Here is a 16,455-nt window from a genome sequence, read left to right as displayed (position 1 = left end):
CGGCTGGGCGCCTCAATCTCTCTTCTTCGCAGCTCGGGCAAGCCTGGATGCAGCCGGGTGAGATGGGCGTCACACGGTTGGGCGCGGAGTCCTCGCGTTATCGATAGCGGCGGTCAGGCGACCGGCGCGCCGTGGGTCGCCGACGCCACAGTCAGCAAGGTGCCGAGGTCTTCCTTGGCCATCGGCTTGCCGAGCAGGTAGCCCTGCACCAGGTCGCAATTCTCCTGCTGCAGCAGGTTGAGCTGGGCGGCGGATTCCACGCCCTCGGCGGTCACCTTGATCCTGAGCGACTTGCCGAGCGCGATGACGGCGCGGATGATCGACATCGAATCCGCGTTCTTCTCCATCTGCGCGACGAAGGAGCGGTCGATCTTGATCTTGTCGAACGGAAAGCGCTGCAGGTAGCTCAAGCTCGAATAGCCGGTGCCGAAATCGTCGAGCGAGATCCGCACGCCGGCATCCTTCAGGACCATCAGTGTCGCCAGCACCCGGTCCGGGTCGTCGATCAGCAGGCTCTCGGTTACTTCCAGCTCAAGCCGCTCGGCCGGCAGCCCGGTCTCCTTGAGGACCTTCAGGATCTCGTTGGCGAGATCGGCATGGCGGAACTGGGCCGGCGAGAGGTTGACCGCCACCAGCTTGTCCTTGGGCCAGGTCGCGGCGTCGGAGCAGGCGCGGCGCATCACCCAGGCGCCCAGCGGCATGATCAGGCCGCATTCCTCGGCCAGCGGAATGAACTGCGCCGGCGAGATCGGGCCGCGCTCCGGATGGGTCCAGCGCAGCAGCGCCTCGAAGCCGACGATCTTGCCGCCGCCGCAATCGGCCAGCGGCTGGTAGTGGACGCGCAGCTGTTCCTCCGCCAAGGCCTGGCGCAGGTCGCGCTCCAGCAGCCGGCGCTCCTGCAAGCGGACATCCATCTCCGCCTCGAAGAAGCGGAAGGTGCCGCGGCCGGCTTCCTTGGCGCGGTAGAGCGCGGTGTCGGCGGCGCGCACCAGGTCCTCGCCTTCCTCGCCGTCGCCGGGATGGAGCGCGATGCCGATCGAGGTGCCGATCATGGTCTGCTGGCCGCCGAGGTCGAACGACCGCCCGATCGCCTTCACCATGCGCTCGGCCATGATGCCGGGGCCGTCGGGATGGGCGACGCCGACCTGGATCACGGCGAACTCGTCCCCGCCCAGGCGGGCCGCGGTGTCCTCGGTGCGGATGCTGTCGCCGAGGCGCTTGGCCACCTGGCGCAGCAGCTCGTCGCCGGCAGCGTGGCCGCCGAGGTCGTTCACATGCTTGAAGCGGTCGAGGTCGAGGCAGAGCACCGCGACCGTGGTGCCGTCGCGCTTGCTGCGCGCCAGCACCTGGGTCAGGCGGTCCATGAACATGCGCCGGTTGGGCAGGCCGGTCAGCGCGTCGTGATGCGCCATGTGGCGGATCCGCTCTTCCGCCTCCTTGCGCTCGCGGATGTCGCGGACCGCCAGCACCCTGGTGTCGTGCCCGTTGCCGTGCTCGGTGCGGATGGTGCGGGCCAGCACCTCGGCCGGAATCAGCGTCCCGTCGGCATGCTTGAGCTCGATCTCGCAGGCCGCGTCGATGTCGTCGCTGATATATTTCCGGAGCATCGGCCGGCTGGTATCGGCGACGCAGTCCATGATATCGCGGCCGACCAGCGCCTCCTGCGGCACACCCATCAGCTCCGCCATCGATCGGTTGGTATCGACGATGCGGCCGCCCTGATGCATCAGGATGCCTTCGAAGGTCGCCTCGGTGAGCGCGCGGAACCGGGTCTCGCTGGCGGCCAGGCGCTCCGCCTCCTTGGCCGAGCGGCTGACCAGATGCTCGTCGAGGATCGAACCCGCGAGGCTGAAGCAGAGCACCATCAAGGTGACGGCAGTGACCGCGATCGCCAGCGCGATCGGCGAGACTGCCTGCTCCGGCACCGGAACGGTGGGGTCGGGGGTGATCGAGGCGCCGGCCATGCCGGTAAAATGCAGGCCGCAGATCGCCAGGGTCAGCAGGATTGCGGCGCTCAAGCGATGGGTGGTGTCGAACTTGCGCAGGCCGACCACCGCGGCGATGCCGCCGCCGAGGATGCCGATCAGCAGCGAGGCGACGACATAGCTCTTGTCGTAGTCGACGATACCCGGCACCGCCAACGCCGTCATGCCGACGTAGTGCATCGCGCCGATGCCGGCGCCGATGATGGCGCCGCCCAGCAGCGGCATGCCGATCTTGCGCATCATCGAGACCGCCAGGCCCAACCCGGAGACCAGCATCGCGACCAGGATCGAGAGCAGCGTCGGGCCGAGCGTGTAGCCGACCGACATGTTCGGCTGGAACGCGATCATGGCGATGAAATGGGTGGCCCAGACGCCGCTGCCGGTGGCGACCGCGCCGGCGCCGATCCACCAGACCCGCGCCTTCGGCCCGGATTCGATGGCGCGGCCGATCAGGCTGAACGCGGTATACGCCGCCAGGAAACAGATGAACCCCGCGACGATCACCAACCGGAGGTCGTGCTGCTGGGTGATGCTGTTATAGATTTGGAGCATTCCGGACGGTTCCTCCGCCGACTCCGCTCGGCCCCTGGGCGCGGGCGGTCCTCAGGTCCACCCGAGTCCGAAGGGCGCAAAGTCGTTGCCCTTCAACCCGATAGCTGTAATCGCCCCCGTTCTAGGCTTGGAGCCATTATAGGATGGTTAAACCCGGCGGCCTAGCGGCATCGCTCACACGCGAAGTTGGGTTTTCGAGAAAGACTGGTGCCGTGTCAGGACTGAAAGCGCATCAGGTGCCGGGCTTCCCACCACAGCCGGACCGCATCGCCCTGGGCCGGGGCGAAATGCGCATCGCGATTCTGCAGCAGCACGGTCAGTTCGCCGCCGCCCTCCAGCACCACCAGGTAGCGCGTGCTCGCACCGAGATAGAGAATGCCGGAAACCACCCCGGTGACGGTCTGCGCTTCGGCCGGCGCCGCGGCTTGCGCGGATTCCAGGTGGATCTTCTCCGGCCGGACCGAAACCGGCGTCGCGGCGCCGGTCAGCCGCTCGGCCAGCGCGCCGCCGACCAGGTTGGAGATGCCGACGAAGCCGGCGACGAAGGCGGTCCGCGGCTGCTCGTAGAGCTCGGTCGGCGCGGCCATCTGCTCGATCTTGCCGTGGTTGAACACGGCGACCCGATCGCTCATCGAGAGCGCCTCGCCCTGGTCGTGCGTCACGTAGATGAAGGTGATCCCGACCCGGCGCTGGATGGCTTTCAATTCGACCTGCATCTGCTCGCGCAGCTTCAGGTCGAGTGCGCCCAGCGGCTCGTCCAGCAGCAGCACGCTCGGCCGGTTCACCAGCGCGCGCGCCAGGGCGACGCGCTGGCGCTGGCCACCGGAGAGCTGCGAAGGCTTGCGGCCGCCGAAGCCGCTGAGCGCCACCATGCTGAGCATCTCCTCGGCGCGCTGCACCCGCTCCGCCTTCGGCACCTTGCGGATCATCAGGCCGTAGCCGACATTCTCCAGCACGGTCATGTGCGGGAACAGCGCGTAATCCTGGAACACGGTGTTGACATCGCGATCATAGGGCGGGATGCCGGTGACGTCCTGGCCGTGGATCGCGACCGTGCCGCTGGTCGGTTGCTCGAAACCGGCGATCAGCCTGAGGCAGGTGGTCTTGCCGGAGCCGCTCGGGCCCAGCATGGCGAAGAACTCGCCGTCCTTGATCTCGAAGCCGACGTCGTCAACCGCCTTCACCGCGCCGTAGTGGCGCGATACGTTGCGGAACGAGACCGCGACGCTTTGTCCATTCGCCATGATGTCTTTCAGAACCCCCAAAACAGAACGGGCGGGCCCAGCCGAATGATGGGCCCGCCCGCGCTCAGATCATATCAGATTATTGGCCGCTCTGGATGCCGTTGAAGGCCTCGGTCCAGGTCTTGTAGTCGACGCAGGTCCGGCCGCCGCCGCAATCCTTGATCGGCGTCTTCCAGAAGTGGAGCTTGTCGAAGAGATCGGCGCCGTTGGCCGCGCAGCCCCCGTCGCCCAGCAGCTCCTGGCCCTTGCAGGCCGCCGGGACCGCCGGGACGCTGCCGAACCAGGCCGCGACGTCGGCCTGCGTCTTCGGCTGCAACGAATGCTCCAGCCAGAGATAGGAACAATTGGGATGCGGCGCATTGGCCGCCATCATGGTCGTATCCGACCAGCCGGTGGCGCCTTCCTCCGGGACCGTGCCGGCGACCTTGATCTTGGCGTCCTTGTCGCCCGAGAGCAGGTTCACCTGCAGCGGCCAGGAGGTCGCGGCGACGATGCCCTCGTTCTTGAAGTCGTCCATCTGCGCCGTGTAGTCGGTCCAATACTTGGCGACCAGCTGGCGCTGTCCCTTCAGCAGATCGACCGCGGCGGCGAACTGCTTCTCATCGAGATAGTAGGGATCGGTGATGCCGAGATCGGGATTGTGCTTCATGAGATAGAGCGCCGCATCGGCGATGTAGATCGGGCCGCCATAGGCCTCGACCCGGCCCTTGTTGGACTTGCCGTCGGCCAGGGTCATCTCCTTGAAGACGACGTCCCAGGACTTCGGCGCTTCCTTGAAGGCCGCGGTGTTGTACATCAGCACATTCGGCCCCCATTGCCAGGAGGTGCCGTAATGCTTGCCGTCGACCGTGTGCCAGGGCGCGTTCTGCAGCCGCGGGTCGATGGTGGAATAGCCGGGCAGGAGCGCGGTGTTGATCTCCTGGACCGTGCCGCCGCGAATGAGCCGCATGGTGGCGTCGCCCGACGCCGTCAGCAGGTCGTAGCCGCCGCCGTTCATCAGCGTGACCATCTCATCCGAGCTGGCGGCGATCTTCACCGTCACCTTGCAGCCGGTTTCCTTCTCGAAGCCGGTCACCCAGTCATAGGCCTTGTCGCTTTCGCCGCGCTCGATATAGCCCGGCCAGGCCACGATCGCGACCTCGCCTTCGCCGGCGCCGACCTTCTGCAGCATATCAGCCTGTGCGAAAGTCGCGCCGACGGCGATGCCCGCGGCGGTCATCAGTGCAAGTTTGCTGAAACGAGACATTTCCCTCTCCCCGTTCATTGGGTTCGATTATTCGGCTGCCGCCGCGACGTTCTCACTGCGTTCGCGTGCAGCAACCTGACGAAACGGTAGCCCGGCGCCTACGGTCTTGAATAGGGGGCTTTTGTACCCCTTTGCCGGCGCGAAATCAGCCCGCTTTCGGCGCGAAGAAGCTCTTGAACGAGGTCTCGATGGTCCCGCGGGCGATGTCGCGCGTGATGAACACGATGCGCGAATGCCGGTCGGAATCCGGCCAGGCGGGCAGCGCGATCGGCGGGTGGAAAAGATGCTGCACGCCGTGGATCGCAATCGGCGAATCCTCGCCGGCGACGTTCAGGATGCCTTTCAACCGCAGCAGGTTCTCGCCATGGCCGGTGATCAGCATCTCGATCCATTCCACGAAAACCGACCAGTCCAGCGGCTGGTCCCAGTCCAGCGCGAAAGCCGCGATCCGCGAATCGTGGCGGTTGACGTCATGCGGGTCCTGGCCATGGTCGTGCCCGTGACCGTGGGCATGCCCATGGTGATCGTGTCCGTGATGATCTTCCGAATAGGCCTCGGCTTTCAGCCAGCGCCGCACGTCGAGACTCTTGGTCTCCGGGTTATAGAGCCCGGCATTCAGCAGTTCCGCGGCATCGATCCGGCCATCCTGGATCGGGCGGATCGGCGCGGCCGGGTTGAGCTTCCGCAAGCGTTCCTGCAGCGCCTCGACCTTGGCGCCCGGCGCGAGATCGCTCTTGGTGAGCAGCAGCCGGTCGGCGACCGCGGCCTGCTTCACCGATTCCATCTGCTTGTCCAGCTGGTCCATGCCGTTGACCGCATCGACCGTGGTGATCACGCCGTCCAGCCGGTAGCATTCCGAGACCAGCGGGTCCTGCATAAGCGTGTGGAGCACCGGCGCCGGATCGGCGAGACCGGTGGTCTCGATGACCACGCGCTTGAACTGCGGGATCGCCCCCTTGCGCCGGCGCAGGAACAGGCTGCGCAAGGTGTCCACCAGGTCGCCGCGGATGGTGCAACAGAGGCAGCCGCTGGAAAGCACCACTGTGTCGTCGCTGGAGTTCTCGACCAGCAGGTGGTCGAGCCCGATCTCGCCGAACTCGTTGATGACGACGGCGGTGTCGGCCATGGCGGGCTGGGGCAACAGGTGCTTCAGCAGCGTGGTCTTGCCGGAGCCGAGAAAGCCGGTGATCACCGAAACCGGAATCCGCTCCGTCGAGGGCGCGTCGCTCATGCTTCGGCTTCCATCCGCTTCAACCCATGCAGGGCAAAGAGTGTCGCACTCAACAGGATCACGGCGCCACCCTGATGCGCGACCGCGAGCGGCAGCGGCACGACTAGGACCAAGGTGCTGATGCCGAGCCCGACCTGCAGGATCAGCGCCAGCAGCAGCAACAGCATGCGGGTGCGGACGGGGTCCGGCACCGCGATGCGCCAGGCGCGCCAGACCAGGGTCAGCAGCGCGATCGTCACCAGCAGCGCGCCGATCCGGTGCAGGAATTGCGCTCCGCCGGGATTCTCGGTGACATTCGCCCACCAGGGCGAGAGTGCGAAGACATCGGGCGCCACCAGGTCGCCGTTCATCAGCGGGAAGTCGGTGTAGATGAGGCCGCCATGCAGGCCGGCGACCAGGCCGCCCAGCGTGAGCTCGACCGCGACCAGCACCAGCACCAGGATCGCGTGGCGCTTGAGCGGCCGCGCGGTCGCGGCGCTGCCGCCGATCGCCCGCGGCTGCAGGAGATCGAGCGCCGCCCAGAGGATCAGCGCATAGATGACCAGCGCCAGGCCGAGATGCAGCACCAGGCGATACTGGCTGACGGCATCCCGATCCTCGAAGCCGCTCGCCACCATGTACCAGCCGATCCCGCCCTGCAGCGCGCCGAGGAGGAAGATCGCGCCGAGCTTCGGCGCCCAGGCTTTGCGCAGATAACCTTTCGCAAGGAACCAGAGAAAAGGCAGGAAGAAGACCACGCCGATCAAGCGGCCCCAGAGCCGGTGGCTCCATTCCCACCAGAAGATGCCCTGGAACTCGGCGAGGCTCATGCCGTGGTTGACGTTCTTGTATTGCGATATCCCGCGGTAGAGCGCGAAGACCCGCTCCCACTCGGCATGGCTCATCGGCGGCAGGGCGCCCATGATCGGCTTCCATTCCATGATGGAAAGCCCGCTGCCCGAGAGCCGCGTGATGCCGCCCAGCAGCACCATCGCGAAGATCATGGCGGCGCAGGCGAGCAGCCAGAGGCCGACGGCGCGGTCATGGCCTTCGCGCGGCGCCGCGCCGGAGTCAGCCAGTCGGGGCGAGGTGAAAACTTCAGTCATGGCGGCGGAACATAGCCGGATTTGGCTGGATTGCCACCGCTGGCGACGCGGCAAATGGCCCCGCAACGAATTTGTGGCACCCCCACCCCAGCCCTCCCCCGAAGACGGGGGAGGGAGAAGCAAGCGCGGCGCAAAGCCCTCCCCCGTCTTCGGGGGAGGGTTGGGAGGGGGTGCCCCAGAAAGGTTCTATCTAGCCCTCGAAGCTGGGATCGATGCGATGCACCTTGCGCAGCAGGGCGCGGAAGATGTTCTCGCTGACGCTGTTCGGTCCGAAATTGTCGGCGTCTTTCTGGCAGCGCTTCCGCACCTCATCGGAAATGAGGTTGTCCGGACCGGCCATGGATTCGGCCGCCAGCTGCACCTCGGCCGCGCGCTGGAAGCGCCACATGTTCCAGAACGCCTCGCCGATCGAGCGCCCGACGGTCAGGACGCCGTGGTTGCGCATGATCAGCACCGTGTTCTTCGCGCCGAGATTGGCGAGGATGCGCTCCTTCTCGCCTTCGTAAAGCGAGAGCCCCTCGAAATCGTGATAGCCGATGCGGCCGACGAACTGCGAGGCATAGATCGAATTGAGGTTGAGGCCGTTGGCCTTCATCGAGACCGCCTGGGCCGCGGTGGTGTGGGTATGGGCGATGCAGATCGCGTCCTCGCGTCCGGCATGGACCGCGCTGTGGATCACGAAGCCCGCCGGGTTCACCGGCCAGTCGGAATGGCCGACGATCTTGCCCTGGAGATCGATCTTCACCAGGTTCGAGGCGGTGACCTCGTCATAGGTGAGGCCGTAGGGATTGATCAGGAAATGATGCTCCGGCCCGGGCACCCGGACCGTGATGTGATTCATGATCGTCTCGCTCCAGCCGAGATGCTCGAAGATCCGGTAGCAGCCGGCGAGATCGACTCGCAGCCGCCATTCCTCGGCGCTGCATCCGGGATTCTGGGGGGCGGGGGTCTGGACGTTCATGGGCCTGTCCTCGAACTGAAAATTCGAGGGATTCCCGCATATCCAATGCCGGGATGCAACTCCCGGCACGGCGAGGAAATCTAGGGCTTGCGGCGATACTTGTCGGGCAGCAGCGCCTCGACCGGGCGGCGGTGGAGGCCTTCGCCGCCGTCGAGCAGAACGGCGGCGCCGGGCGCGAAGTCGTTCAGCATTTCGCGGCAGATGCCGCAGGGCGAGACCAGCTGCGGCTCGCGGTGCTGCTCGCGCGGCCGCGGATGCCGGACCGAGACGATGGCATCGATCTCGGTCTCGCCGGCGCTCATCGCCTGGCCGAGGGCGACGGCTTCGGCGCAGACCGAGGCACGGCCGACATAGGTGTCGAGATGGATGCCGGTATAGATCCTGCCGCTCTTGCCGCGCACCGCGGCGGCGATGTGGTGCCGGTTCTCGCGATAGCGGGCCGTGATGAGCTCGACCGCGGCGTCGATCAGGGCATGATCGTCGGCGGAGACGCCGGGCTTGCTCATTGAACTCCCTGGGTCGACCGCTGGGTCGGCCGCTCGGCCATTCCCTCGGCGATCTCGATCAATCCGTCGAGGTTGCGGATCGTGATCGCGTTGTTGTGCTCGATCCGGATATGGCCGGAGGATTTCAGCTTGGTGAACTGGCGCGACACCGTCTCCAGCGAGAGCCCGAGATAGTCGGCGATCTCGCTGCGGTTCATCGGCAGGTCGATCGCCCCCCCTCCGATTCCGTTGGCGTCGATGCCCCGCGCCTTTGCCTTCTGGGCCAGCAGCAGCAGGAAGGTCGCGAGCCGCTCCTGGGCGGTCTTGCGGCCGAGCAGCAGCATCCATTCCCGGGCGAGATCGAGATCTTCATTGGCGAGCGTCAGCAGCCGGCGCTCGAGATTGGGCATCTCGTGGATCAGCCGCTGGATCGCCGGAAAAGGGAACAGGCAGAGCTCAACCTTGGTCAGCGCCTCGGCGAAGCCGTGCGTGGTTTCCTGGGTCGGCGAGCCGATGAAGTCGCCGGGAAACAGGAAACCGATGATCTGCTGCCGGCCGTCGGCCAGCAGCTTGAAGCATTTGATGGTGCCCTGGACCACGGTGCCGACCAGGGTCGCGGCCTCGTCCGCCGCGAACAAGGTGCTGCCCGGCTCGAAGAGCTTGGTGACGGCGATTGAGCGCAGCCGCTCCAGCTCCGGCGCGGAGAGCGCCGTGCAAACCGCGATCTCGCGGACCGCGCATTGCGCGCAGTCCTCCGGCACCGCAGCGATCTCATGGCGGGCGCAGCTATTGCCGACGACCAGCTTCATCCATGGCTCCCGGGAGGCTTGCCCCGCATCTTCAGGCCTTTCATCGTCCCTTGATAAGGGTCAAGTCAAGGCAATGGACCTGCGGCAAATCTACCGGGTGGGTCCTACCATCTCTTAAAGATGAAGTAGGCGGCGGCACAAAGGAAAGCAAAACCGACTAAGTGATTCCACCTAATGGTCTCGCCTAGGTACAGCCAGGAGAAGATCGCGAACACCACCAAGGTCACGATCTCCTGGATGGTCTTCAGCTGCGCCGGCGAGTAGATCGCGCTGCCATAGCGGTTGGCGGGAACCGCGAAACAGTATTCGACGAAGGCGATGCCCCAGCTGACCAGGATCACGGTCCAGAGCGGCACTTCCTTGAACTTCAGGTGGCCGTACCAGGCGAAGGTCATGAACACGTTGGAGCAGAGCAGCAGCGCGATCGGCGTCAGCGGCGCGGTCAGGGCATTGGCGAACATGGGGGATCCGGGGCGGTTGGTGCGGCGGGACGGGCGAGTTACCACGTTCCCGCCCTGCCCGGCAGGGGCCGCGGCATCGGGGCACCCATGCTGAAACGCGCGGCTGCCCGCGAACCGTCGGCCGGATCGGCGGGGCGTGGGGTCGCACGGCGTAGTGCGACCCCCGGTCGGCATCCCGGTCCGGGCTACAATCCCTGCATGCCGGGCCACCGGCCAGTGAGCCGCGGGAACCAGGCGGGGACGGCGGCCAGATAGGCGAAGAACGCCGAGCCGAAAGTCCGCGCCGCGTCTTCATCCTCGCGGTGGGCCAGCCGGACATACATCGCGGCCAGCAGGGGGAACATCACCAGGATCAGGACGGTCGGCCACTGGATCAGGAAGCCCAGCATGATCAGGATGAAGCCGGCGTATTGCGGATGCCGGATTCGGCCATAGACCCCGGTGGTCGCCAGTGCATGCTGCTGCTGGGCCCGGTAGAGCACCTTCCAGGCGGCGGAAAGCAGGATGAACCCGCCGGCAATGACCAAGCCCGAGACGATGTGCAGCGGCCCGAAATGCGGGTCGCCCTTGATCCCGAACAGCGTCAGCCAGAGATGCCCGGCGTCGTGCGACAGCAGATCGATGCCGGGATATCGGCTCTGCAGCCGGCCGGAAAGCAGATAGATGGTCAGCGGCACGCCGTATATCTCGGTGAACAGCGCGACGAGGAAGGCGCTGAAGGCGCCGAAAGCACGCCAGTCGCGCGGCGTGCTGGGCCGGGAGAAGCTGAACGCGAAGATGATGAACACCGCCGCGTTCAGCACGACCAGCAGCCAGAGATTCATAGGCCGGTGCTTGCTCAGTCATGGCTCTCCTCCCTGACTGGGTCCGGGCTGGTGCCGGTGCTTGCCATGGCCGTGATGCATGAAGAGATGCATCAACGGACAGGCGAGCAGCAGCAGCCAAGGGAGAGCGCCCACCACATGCGCCCTGTGCTCGCCGCGCGGCCTTCGTGTTGCGATGTCATGGCGTCACATCCTTGCGAGATGATCGGCCATCAGCCGGTCCGCCAGCCGCTTCTGCGCATCGGTGAGGACGGCGTAGAGCGCCGCCGCCACCTCCTGCGCTCCGGCGATCGCCTTGCTCTCCGCAGCCAGCAGTGCCGCCTTGCTCTTCAACTGCTCGGGAGCGGTGGGAAGGCCGGTCATGGCACCGGCCGGCGCGGCATCGCGCATCAGCTTCGCGCCGGCCCGCAGGCTCTCGGCAAAGGCCTGCCATTGCGGCATCTGCGCCTCGGTGATGCCGAGCGCCTGCTTGTAGCCGGCGATCAGCACCTCGACATCCTGGCGCGGCTGCATCGGAGTCGCCTCCGCCAAGCCCGGCCCTGATTGCATCATCTGCATCATCTGCATCATCTGCATCATCTGGGTCATCTGCATCATCTGCGACGACTGCATCATCTGCATCATTTGCATCATCTGCATCATGCCGCCCATGCCTGGGCCCCGTGCGCCGGTGGTTCCGGGGTCCATCATCATCGGCCCGGGGATTCCGGGGGTCGGTGCCGGCAGGGTCTGCGGCGCGGCATCGTCATGATGCTCGTCGGTGCTTTGCGCCGATGCCGGCATGGCGGCGAGCGCGACAAAGGCGATGAGCGGCAACGCCTTCAAGAAAGCAAATCTGGTCATGTTTGTGCTCCTTTCAGGGTTAAGCGTTGGCATAGGCGACTTCGGTCATCATGCCGGTCGCCATGTGGTAGAGGTTGTGGCAGTGGAACAGCCAGCGGCCCGGATTGTCCGCGTCGAAGGCGAGCGTCACGCTTCCCTGCACCGGCACCAGGACCGTGTCCCGGACCGCGCCCGAGAGCGGCTTCCCGTTCAGCGCCGTGACCTGGAAGTGATGGCCGTGCAGATGCATCGGATGCGCCATCATGCTCTGGTTCACCAGCTCGACGGCGACGCGCTGGCCGGGCTTCACCGCGAGCGGCAGGTGATCCTTCCAGGTCCTGCCGTCGAACGACCACTGATAGGGCATCATGCCGCCGGTGAGGTTGAGGCGATGCGTGACATCGACCGGCTTTGCGGCGAGCGGTGACGCCGCGACCAGCCGCGCCTCCAGCAAGTTGTCGATCGGCGCCGCGGCCTGCTCGGCCTGGTCGGCGAGCTTGGCGATCGCCGCGCCCGGCGTCGCCAGGATGAAGCCGGTGCGCGCCGCGTCGCCCTCGCGCTGCGCCAGGATCGGGAAGGCGCCGGCCTCCTTCAGCTCGATCAGCAGGTCCAGGCGCTGGCCTTGCGCCATCGGGAAGCGGCGACCTTCGACCGGCTTGACCGGATTGCCGTCGGTGGCAATCACCGTGCCGCTGAGCGCGCCGAGATCGATCCAAAAAGCGGTCGATGTGGCGCCGTTGATCAGCCGCAGATGCACTCGGCCGGCGCGCTCGACCTGGAAGATTTCCGGATCGGCGAGCGTGCGGTCATTGGCGAGGAAGGCGTCGTAGGCGACGTCATTGAGATCCATGCCCGTCATGCCGCCGCCGCCCATGTCCATGCCCGGCATGCTGGACATGCTGCCGTGATCCATCGTTCCGTGGTCCATCGCCATGCCGGAGCCGCCGGTGAGGCCGGCCAGGATCTCGGCCGGGTCGCGGAAGCTGAAATCGTGCAGCAGCACGACCACCTCCTGCGCGTCGCGCCGGCGGTCGTCCTCGGTTCGGACGATCAGCGGCGCCGCCATCAGGTTCTGCTCCTGCAGCCCGTGGTGCGAATGCATCCAGTGGGTGCCGCTGCGCGGCGCGAAGTCGTAAGCCTGCCGCGCACCCGCGGCGATCGGCTGCACATAGCCGGTGTCGGTGACTCCGTCCTGGTCCGGGCTCGGCGTCTGGCCGTGCCAATGCACGATCAGGGCCTCGTCGATCTCGTTGGCGAGGGCGAGCTTGAAGCGCTGACTGGGATCGAGCGCGAGGCCCGGCCGGCCGTCCGGCCCGACCAGGCCGAAGACCGAAGCCGCCTTGCCGTTGACCTCGATGCTCCGGCGCACGGCGCGCAGCGCTTGTCCCGTCTCGGCGCGCGCGGGGAGTCCCGCCAGGCCGAGGCCGGCAGCCAGCGTCGCGGTCGACGCCAGGAAACGGCGTCGCGAAAAGTTCTGATTCATGAGTTTCATCCAACCGAATGCCTAGGGGTCCGCGTGCGCTCTGCCGCGGATCGAATCGTGCGATGTGTTCGCTATGGATTCAGGCGAAAGGCTTGGGGGGATGAGGCAGCGGGGCGGCGGTGATGCTGGCCGGCTGCAGCAGCGTATGGAGATCGTAGCCCCGCGTTTCCGACGCCGCCTGGGCATTCACGCCGGAGGGCGCCGCGGGCAGTGCCAGTGTCATGGCACAGACATTGACCATGCAGCAGGCGTCGATACCGGGAAGATGCCGGGCCGGCGCTGGACCATGGCGCTCCTGGTTGCAGTCCATGGCGGCATGTTTCGACGCCGGATCGGCGGGCGTCATTGCGAACGAGCCCGGCGCCGCAGCGCCGATCAGGCCGGCCAGCAGGGCCAGGAGCGCGAGACAGCGCGCCAGTTTTCCACGCAGACGTGACACCAAGGAGCGTCCAGGCAGCCGAAGTCCGCCTAGATATGGGCGCTCATCGACGGAAAGGCAAATGACGATCGCGGGGTGCGGTGCTCGATCGCAGTCCGCTCTCAGGCCGCCGGTTCCTCGGGCGTCTCTAGGTTGGCGGTGACGACGCGGTTCCGGCCGCTGTTCTTGGCCTGGTAGAGCATGCGGTCGGCGAGATCCAGCAGCTCGTTGGCGCCGACGTTGCGGCTGGGGCGCGCCGAGGCCAGGCCGACGCTCAGGCTGAGGAACTGCCAGCCGCGCGAATGCTCATGCGGAATGGCGAGGCGCCTGACCGCGAGCAGCAGGCGGTCGGCCACCAGCGCCGCTTCGTTGGCGCCGGTATCGGGCAGCAGGATCACGAATTCCTCGCCGCCGTAGCGCGCGACCAGGTCGTTCGGGCGCAAAGCGGCGCTGGTCAGCGCCTTGGCGACCCGGCGCAAAGCCTCGTCGCCGGCCAGATGGCCGTAGGCGTCGTTGAACTGCTTGAAGTCGTCGACATCGGTCATCAGCAGCGACATCGGCGTGTTACGCCGGATGGCGCTGCGCCATTCCTTCTCCAGCGCCTCGCCGAAGGCCCGGCGGTTGGCGAGCCCGGTCAGGCCGTCCACCGCGGAAAGCCGCCGCAGCTGGTCGCGCTGGCGCTTCAGGTCGATGTGGTTGCGGACCCGGGCTTTCAGGATCGGCGTGCTCAGCGGCTTGGTGATGTAGTCGATCGCGCCCAGCTCCAGGCCCTTGGCCTCCTCGCGCTCCTCGTCCATCGCCGTCACGAAGACGACAGGGATCTCGCGGGTGACCGGATCGGCCTTCAGCTGCTTGCAGAACTCATAGCCATCGACGCCGGGCATGCGGATGTCGAGCAGGATCAGGTCCGGCTCCTCGGCGAGCGCGATCTTCATGCCCGTGGCGGCCTCGGAGGCCGTCAGCACGCGGTGCTCGCCGCCCAGCATGGTCTTGATCAACTCGAGCGTATTGGCGGTGTCGTCCACCACCAGGACCGTGCTCGACTGTTGCGCAACAATATTCATCAACGGCGTCGACTCGACTGCCCCCGCTAGCGTTGTCGGGCGAGGCTACCGGATCGGCCCCCCCGGAACAACGACCAAGGACGGGCCGCCGGGAGCCCGCAACCGCCTCGATTGTCGTCAGCCCGGAAAATCGGACTTTCGAGGGGTCCTTTAGGAAAAATACCCGCGTATTCAGAACGAAGTTCGCCAGTATTCTCGGTGCGATTACTGGTGCGTTTCGCTTCGGAATCTCCGATACGAAACAGCATCTTAACAGGTTTACCCGATATTTACCCGCATTCGATATAAACTTGGCAATTGTTCTTTACTAATTATTCAGCAATGCTCATGCATATCAATACATAAGCATGTGGGCGCTGCCGTCGGATTTACTTGTGGACGCAGGAAGGACGCTTATCCTTTGTGACGTGGGCCGGAGGCGATCTGAAGACGGGAACGTCGCCCGCGACCGACAAAGCGAGACCGCATGGTGCGGGTCGCTGCTTTACGAGGAGAGACCGATGAAGCGCATGAAGAAGTTCTTCAAGTCGGATCTTGGCGCGACCGCCATCGAATATGGTCTGATCGCCGCCCTGATCTCCGTTGTCATCATCGCTGCGCTGCAGCTGACCGGCAACAGCCTGAAGACCGTGTTCAACAACGTCGGTGGCACGCTGAGCTCGGCGGCCAACTAACGGCGTCACGCCGCGGCCTCGCCTGCGGCGCATGAACAGGGCGGCCCTCCTCGCGGAGGGCCGCCTTTTCATTTGCCTGAATTCTTTCCTGAAGAACCGCCGCTCAGGGATTCGCCGCTTAGGCGTTCACTTTTTCCGACTTGAACTCGAGCGACTTGGCCTGGTTGCGGCCCGCGGTCTTGGCCGCGTAGAGCGCGTCGCCGGCCAGCTTGAACAGGCCGGCCCGGTCGTTGTCGCGATGCGGGAAGCAGGAGGCGACGCCGATGCTGATGGTCACGATCGGCGCGGCGTCGGAATGCGCATGCGGCAGCGCCAGCGCGCGGGTCGCGGCCAGCAGCCGGTCGGTCACCACGGTCGAGCCCTTGGCATCGGTGTCCGGCATCAGCCCGACGAACTCCTCGCCGCCGTAGCGCGCGATCACGTCGCCCGGGCGCATCATCGATTTCGCCAGCGCCTGGGCCACCATCTTCAGGCAGTCGTCACCGGCGAGATAGCCGTAGGCGTCGTTATAGGCCCGCAGATGATCGATATCGGCCAGCAGCAAGGTCAGCGGCGCCTGGTGGCGCGCGGCGCGGCGCCATTCCTTGTCGAAATCCTCTTCGAAGCTGCGGCGGTTGGCGACGCCGGTCAGCCCGTCCACTGAGGACAGGCGGCGCAGGAAGTCGCGCTGCTTCTTCAATTCCAATTGATTGCGCACCCGCGCCAGCACGATCGGCGGGGAGACCGGCTTGGCGAGGTAATCGACCGCGCCCATGGCGAGGCCCTTGGCCTCCTGGCGCTCCTGGTCCATCGCGGTCACGAACATGACCGGGATGTCCTTGGTGAACGGGTTCGCCTTGAGGCGGTCGCAGATTTCATACCCGTCCATGCCCGGCATCATGATGTCGAGAATGATCAGGTCGGGTTCTTCCGAGGCGGCGAGGTTGAGGGCGTCCGGTCCATTGGTGGCCGTGACGACGTTATAGACCTCGCGCAGGACGACGTTGAGGATCGCAAGGTTGGTGGGCGAATCGTCGACCACCAAGATCAGTTCCTTTTCCCTGGTCATGCCGAGTGATGCTCTCCCGAACCCCGTTCCGCCCGCGACTTGTATCATCTTCCGGACCGATGC

General features: G+C 66.0%; 16 protein-coding genes and 1 pseudogene. 1 reads left to right on the top strand and 16 read right to left on the bottom strand.

The features are described 5' to 3' along the window. Nucleotides 1–113 precede the first annotated feature (113 nt). The 15 genes and pseudogenes from ACH2CY_RS11135 to ACH2CY_RS11065 form a co-directional block, all read right to left on the bottom strand. Entirely contained in the window at nt 114–2,537 is a 2,424-nt protein-coding gene (locus ACH2CY_RS11135) for an EAL domain-containing protein (protein ID WP_395018998.1), read from the bottom strand. Between the two features lie 215 nt (nt 2,538–2,752). After that, nucleotides 2,753–3,781: an ABC transporter ATP-binding protein gene (locus ACH2CY_RS11130; protein WP_395018996.1), complete on the bottom strand. Its 1,029-nt coding sequence runs from the start codon at nt 3,779–3,781 to the stop codon at nt 2,753–2,755. Nucleotides 3,782–3,860: 79 nt separating this feature from the next. Further along, nucleotides 3,861–5,027, bottom strand: coding sequence for an ABC transporter substrate-binding protein (locus ACH2CY_RS11125; protein WP_395018994.1), 1,167 nt, complete (start codon nt 5,025–5,027; stop codon nt 3,861–3,863). Between the two features lie 145 nt (nt 5,028–5,172). After that, nucleotides 5,173–6,258 (bottom strand): CobW family GTP-binding protein, encoded by a 1,086-nt coding sequence (locus ACH2CY_RS11120; RefSeq protein WP_395018992.1) that lies wholly within the window; start codon nt 6,256–6,258, stop codon nt 5,173–5,175. Then, nucleotides 6,255–7,343, bottom strand: coding sequence for a COX15/CtaA family protein (locus ACH2CY_RS11115; RefSeq protein ID WP_395018990.1), 1,089 nt, complete (start codon nt 7,341–7,343; stop codon nt 6,255–6,257). Before ACH2CY_RS11115 ends, ACH2CY_RS11120 begins: the two co-directional genes overlap by 4 nt. 190 nt (nt 7,344–7,533) lie before the next feature. After that, the gene (locus ACH2CY_RS11110; protein WP_395018988.1) at nt 7,534–8,304 is read right to left on the bottom strand and encodes a class II aldolase/adducin family protein; all 771 of its coding nucleotides are present in this window, start codon (nt 8,302–8,304) and stop codon (nt 7,534–7,536) included. Between the two features lie 80 nt (nt 8,305–8,384). Further along, nucleotides 8,385–8,810 (bottom strand): cytidine deaminase, encoded by a 426-nt coding sequence (locus ACH2CY_RS11105; RefSeq protein WP_395018986.1) that lies wholly within the window; start codon nt 8,808–8,810, stop codon nt 8,385–8,387. Next, on the bottom strand, nt 8,807–9,598 hold the full coding sequence (locus ACH2CY_RS11100; RefSeq protein ID WP_395018984.1) for a Crp/Fnr family transcriptional regulator: 792 nt from the start codon (nt 9,596–9,598) through the stop codon (nt 8,807–8,809). Before ACH2CY_RS11100 ends, ACH2CY_RS11105 begins: the two co-directional genes overlap by 4 nt. 104 nt (nt 9,599–9,702) lie before the next feature. Beyond that, a complete protein-coding gene (locus ACH2CY_RS11095) occupies nt 9,703–10,059 on the bottom strand; it encodes a DMT family protein (protein ID WP_395018982.1) in 357 nt (118 codons plus the stop codon). A gap of 185 nt (nt 10,060–10,244) precedes the next feature. After that, on the bottom strand, nt 10,245–10,883 hold the full coding sequence (locus ACH2CY_RS11090) for a methyltransferase family protein (RefSeq protein ID WP_395018980.1): 639 nt from the start codon (nt 10,881–10,883) through the stop codon (nt 10,245–10,247). Nucleotides 10,884–10,901: 18 nt separating this feature from the next. Then, nucleotides 10,902–11,036: pseudogene (locus tag ACH2CY_RS11085) on the bottom strand (DUF2933 domain-containing protein); the annotation flags it as partial. 33 nt (nt 11,037–11,069) lie between these two features. Then, nucleotides 11,070–11,726 (bottom strand): Spy/CpxP family protein refolding chaperone, encoded by a 657-nt coding sequence (locus ACH2CY_RS11080; RefSeq protein ID WP_395018978.1) that lies wholly within the window; start codon nt 11,724–11,726, stop codon nt 11,070–11,072. Between the two features lie 19 nt (nt 11,727–11,745). Then, entirely contained in the window at nt 11,746–13,188 is a 1,443-nt protein-coding gene (locus ACH2CY_RS11075; protein ID WP_395018976.1) for a multicopper oxidase family protein, read from the bottom strand. A 79-nt stretch (nt 13,189–13,267) separates the two neighbouring features. Then, the gene (locus tag ACH2CY_RS11070; protein ID WP_395018974.1) at nt 13,268–13,627 is read right to left on the bottom strand and encodes a hypothetical protein; all 360 of its coding nucleotides are present in this window, start codon (nt 13,625–13,627) and stop codon (nt 13,268–13,270) included. 101 nt (nt 13,628–13,728) lie between these two features. Further along, the gene (locus tag ACH2CY_RS11065) at nt 13,729–14,670 is read right to left on the bottom strand and encodes a diguanylate cyclase domain-containing protein (RefSeq protein WP_395019034.1); all 942 of its coding nucleotides are present in this window, start codon (nt 14,668–14,670) and stop codon (nt 13,729–13,731) included. Between the two features lie 500 nt (nt 14,671–15,170). Between ACH2CY_RS11065 and ACH2CY_RS11060 the strand changes: the two genes are divergently transcribed. Beyond that, nucleotides 15,171–15,344: a Flp family type IVb pilin gene (locus ACH2CY_RS11060; RefSeq protein ID WP_395018972.1), complete on the top strand. Its 174-nt coding sequence runs from the start codon at nt 15,171–15,173 to the stop codon at nt 15,342–15,344. A 118-nt stretch (nt 15,345–15,462) separates the two neighbouring features. Here ACH2CY_RS11060 and ACH2CY_RS11055 read toward each other — a convergent pair whose 3' ends face one another. Further along, a complete protein-coding gene (locus ACH2CY_RS11055) occupies nt 15,463–16,392 on the bottom strand; it encodes a diguanylate cyclase domain-containing protein (RefSeq protein ID WP_395018970.1) in 930 nt (309 codons plus the stop codon). Between the last annotated feature and the right edge of the window lie 63 nt (nt 16,393–16,455).

The sequence above is a fragment of the Dongia sp. genome (assembly GCF_041905885.1).
Taxonomy (GTDB): Bacteria; Pseudomonadota; Alphaproteobacteria; order Dongiales; family Dongiaceae; genus Dongia.
Note: the sequence above shows the minus strand (reverse complement) of the source record. Positions and strands in the feature narration are given on the sequence as shown.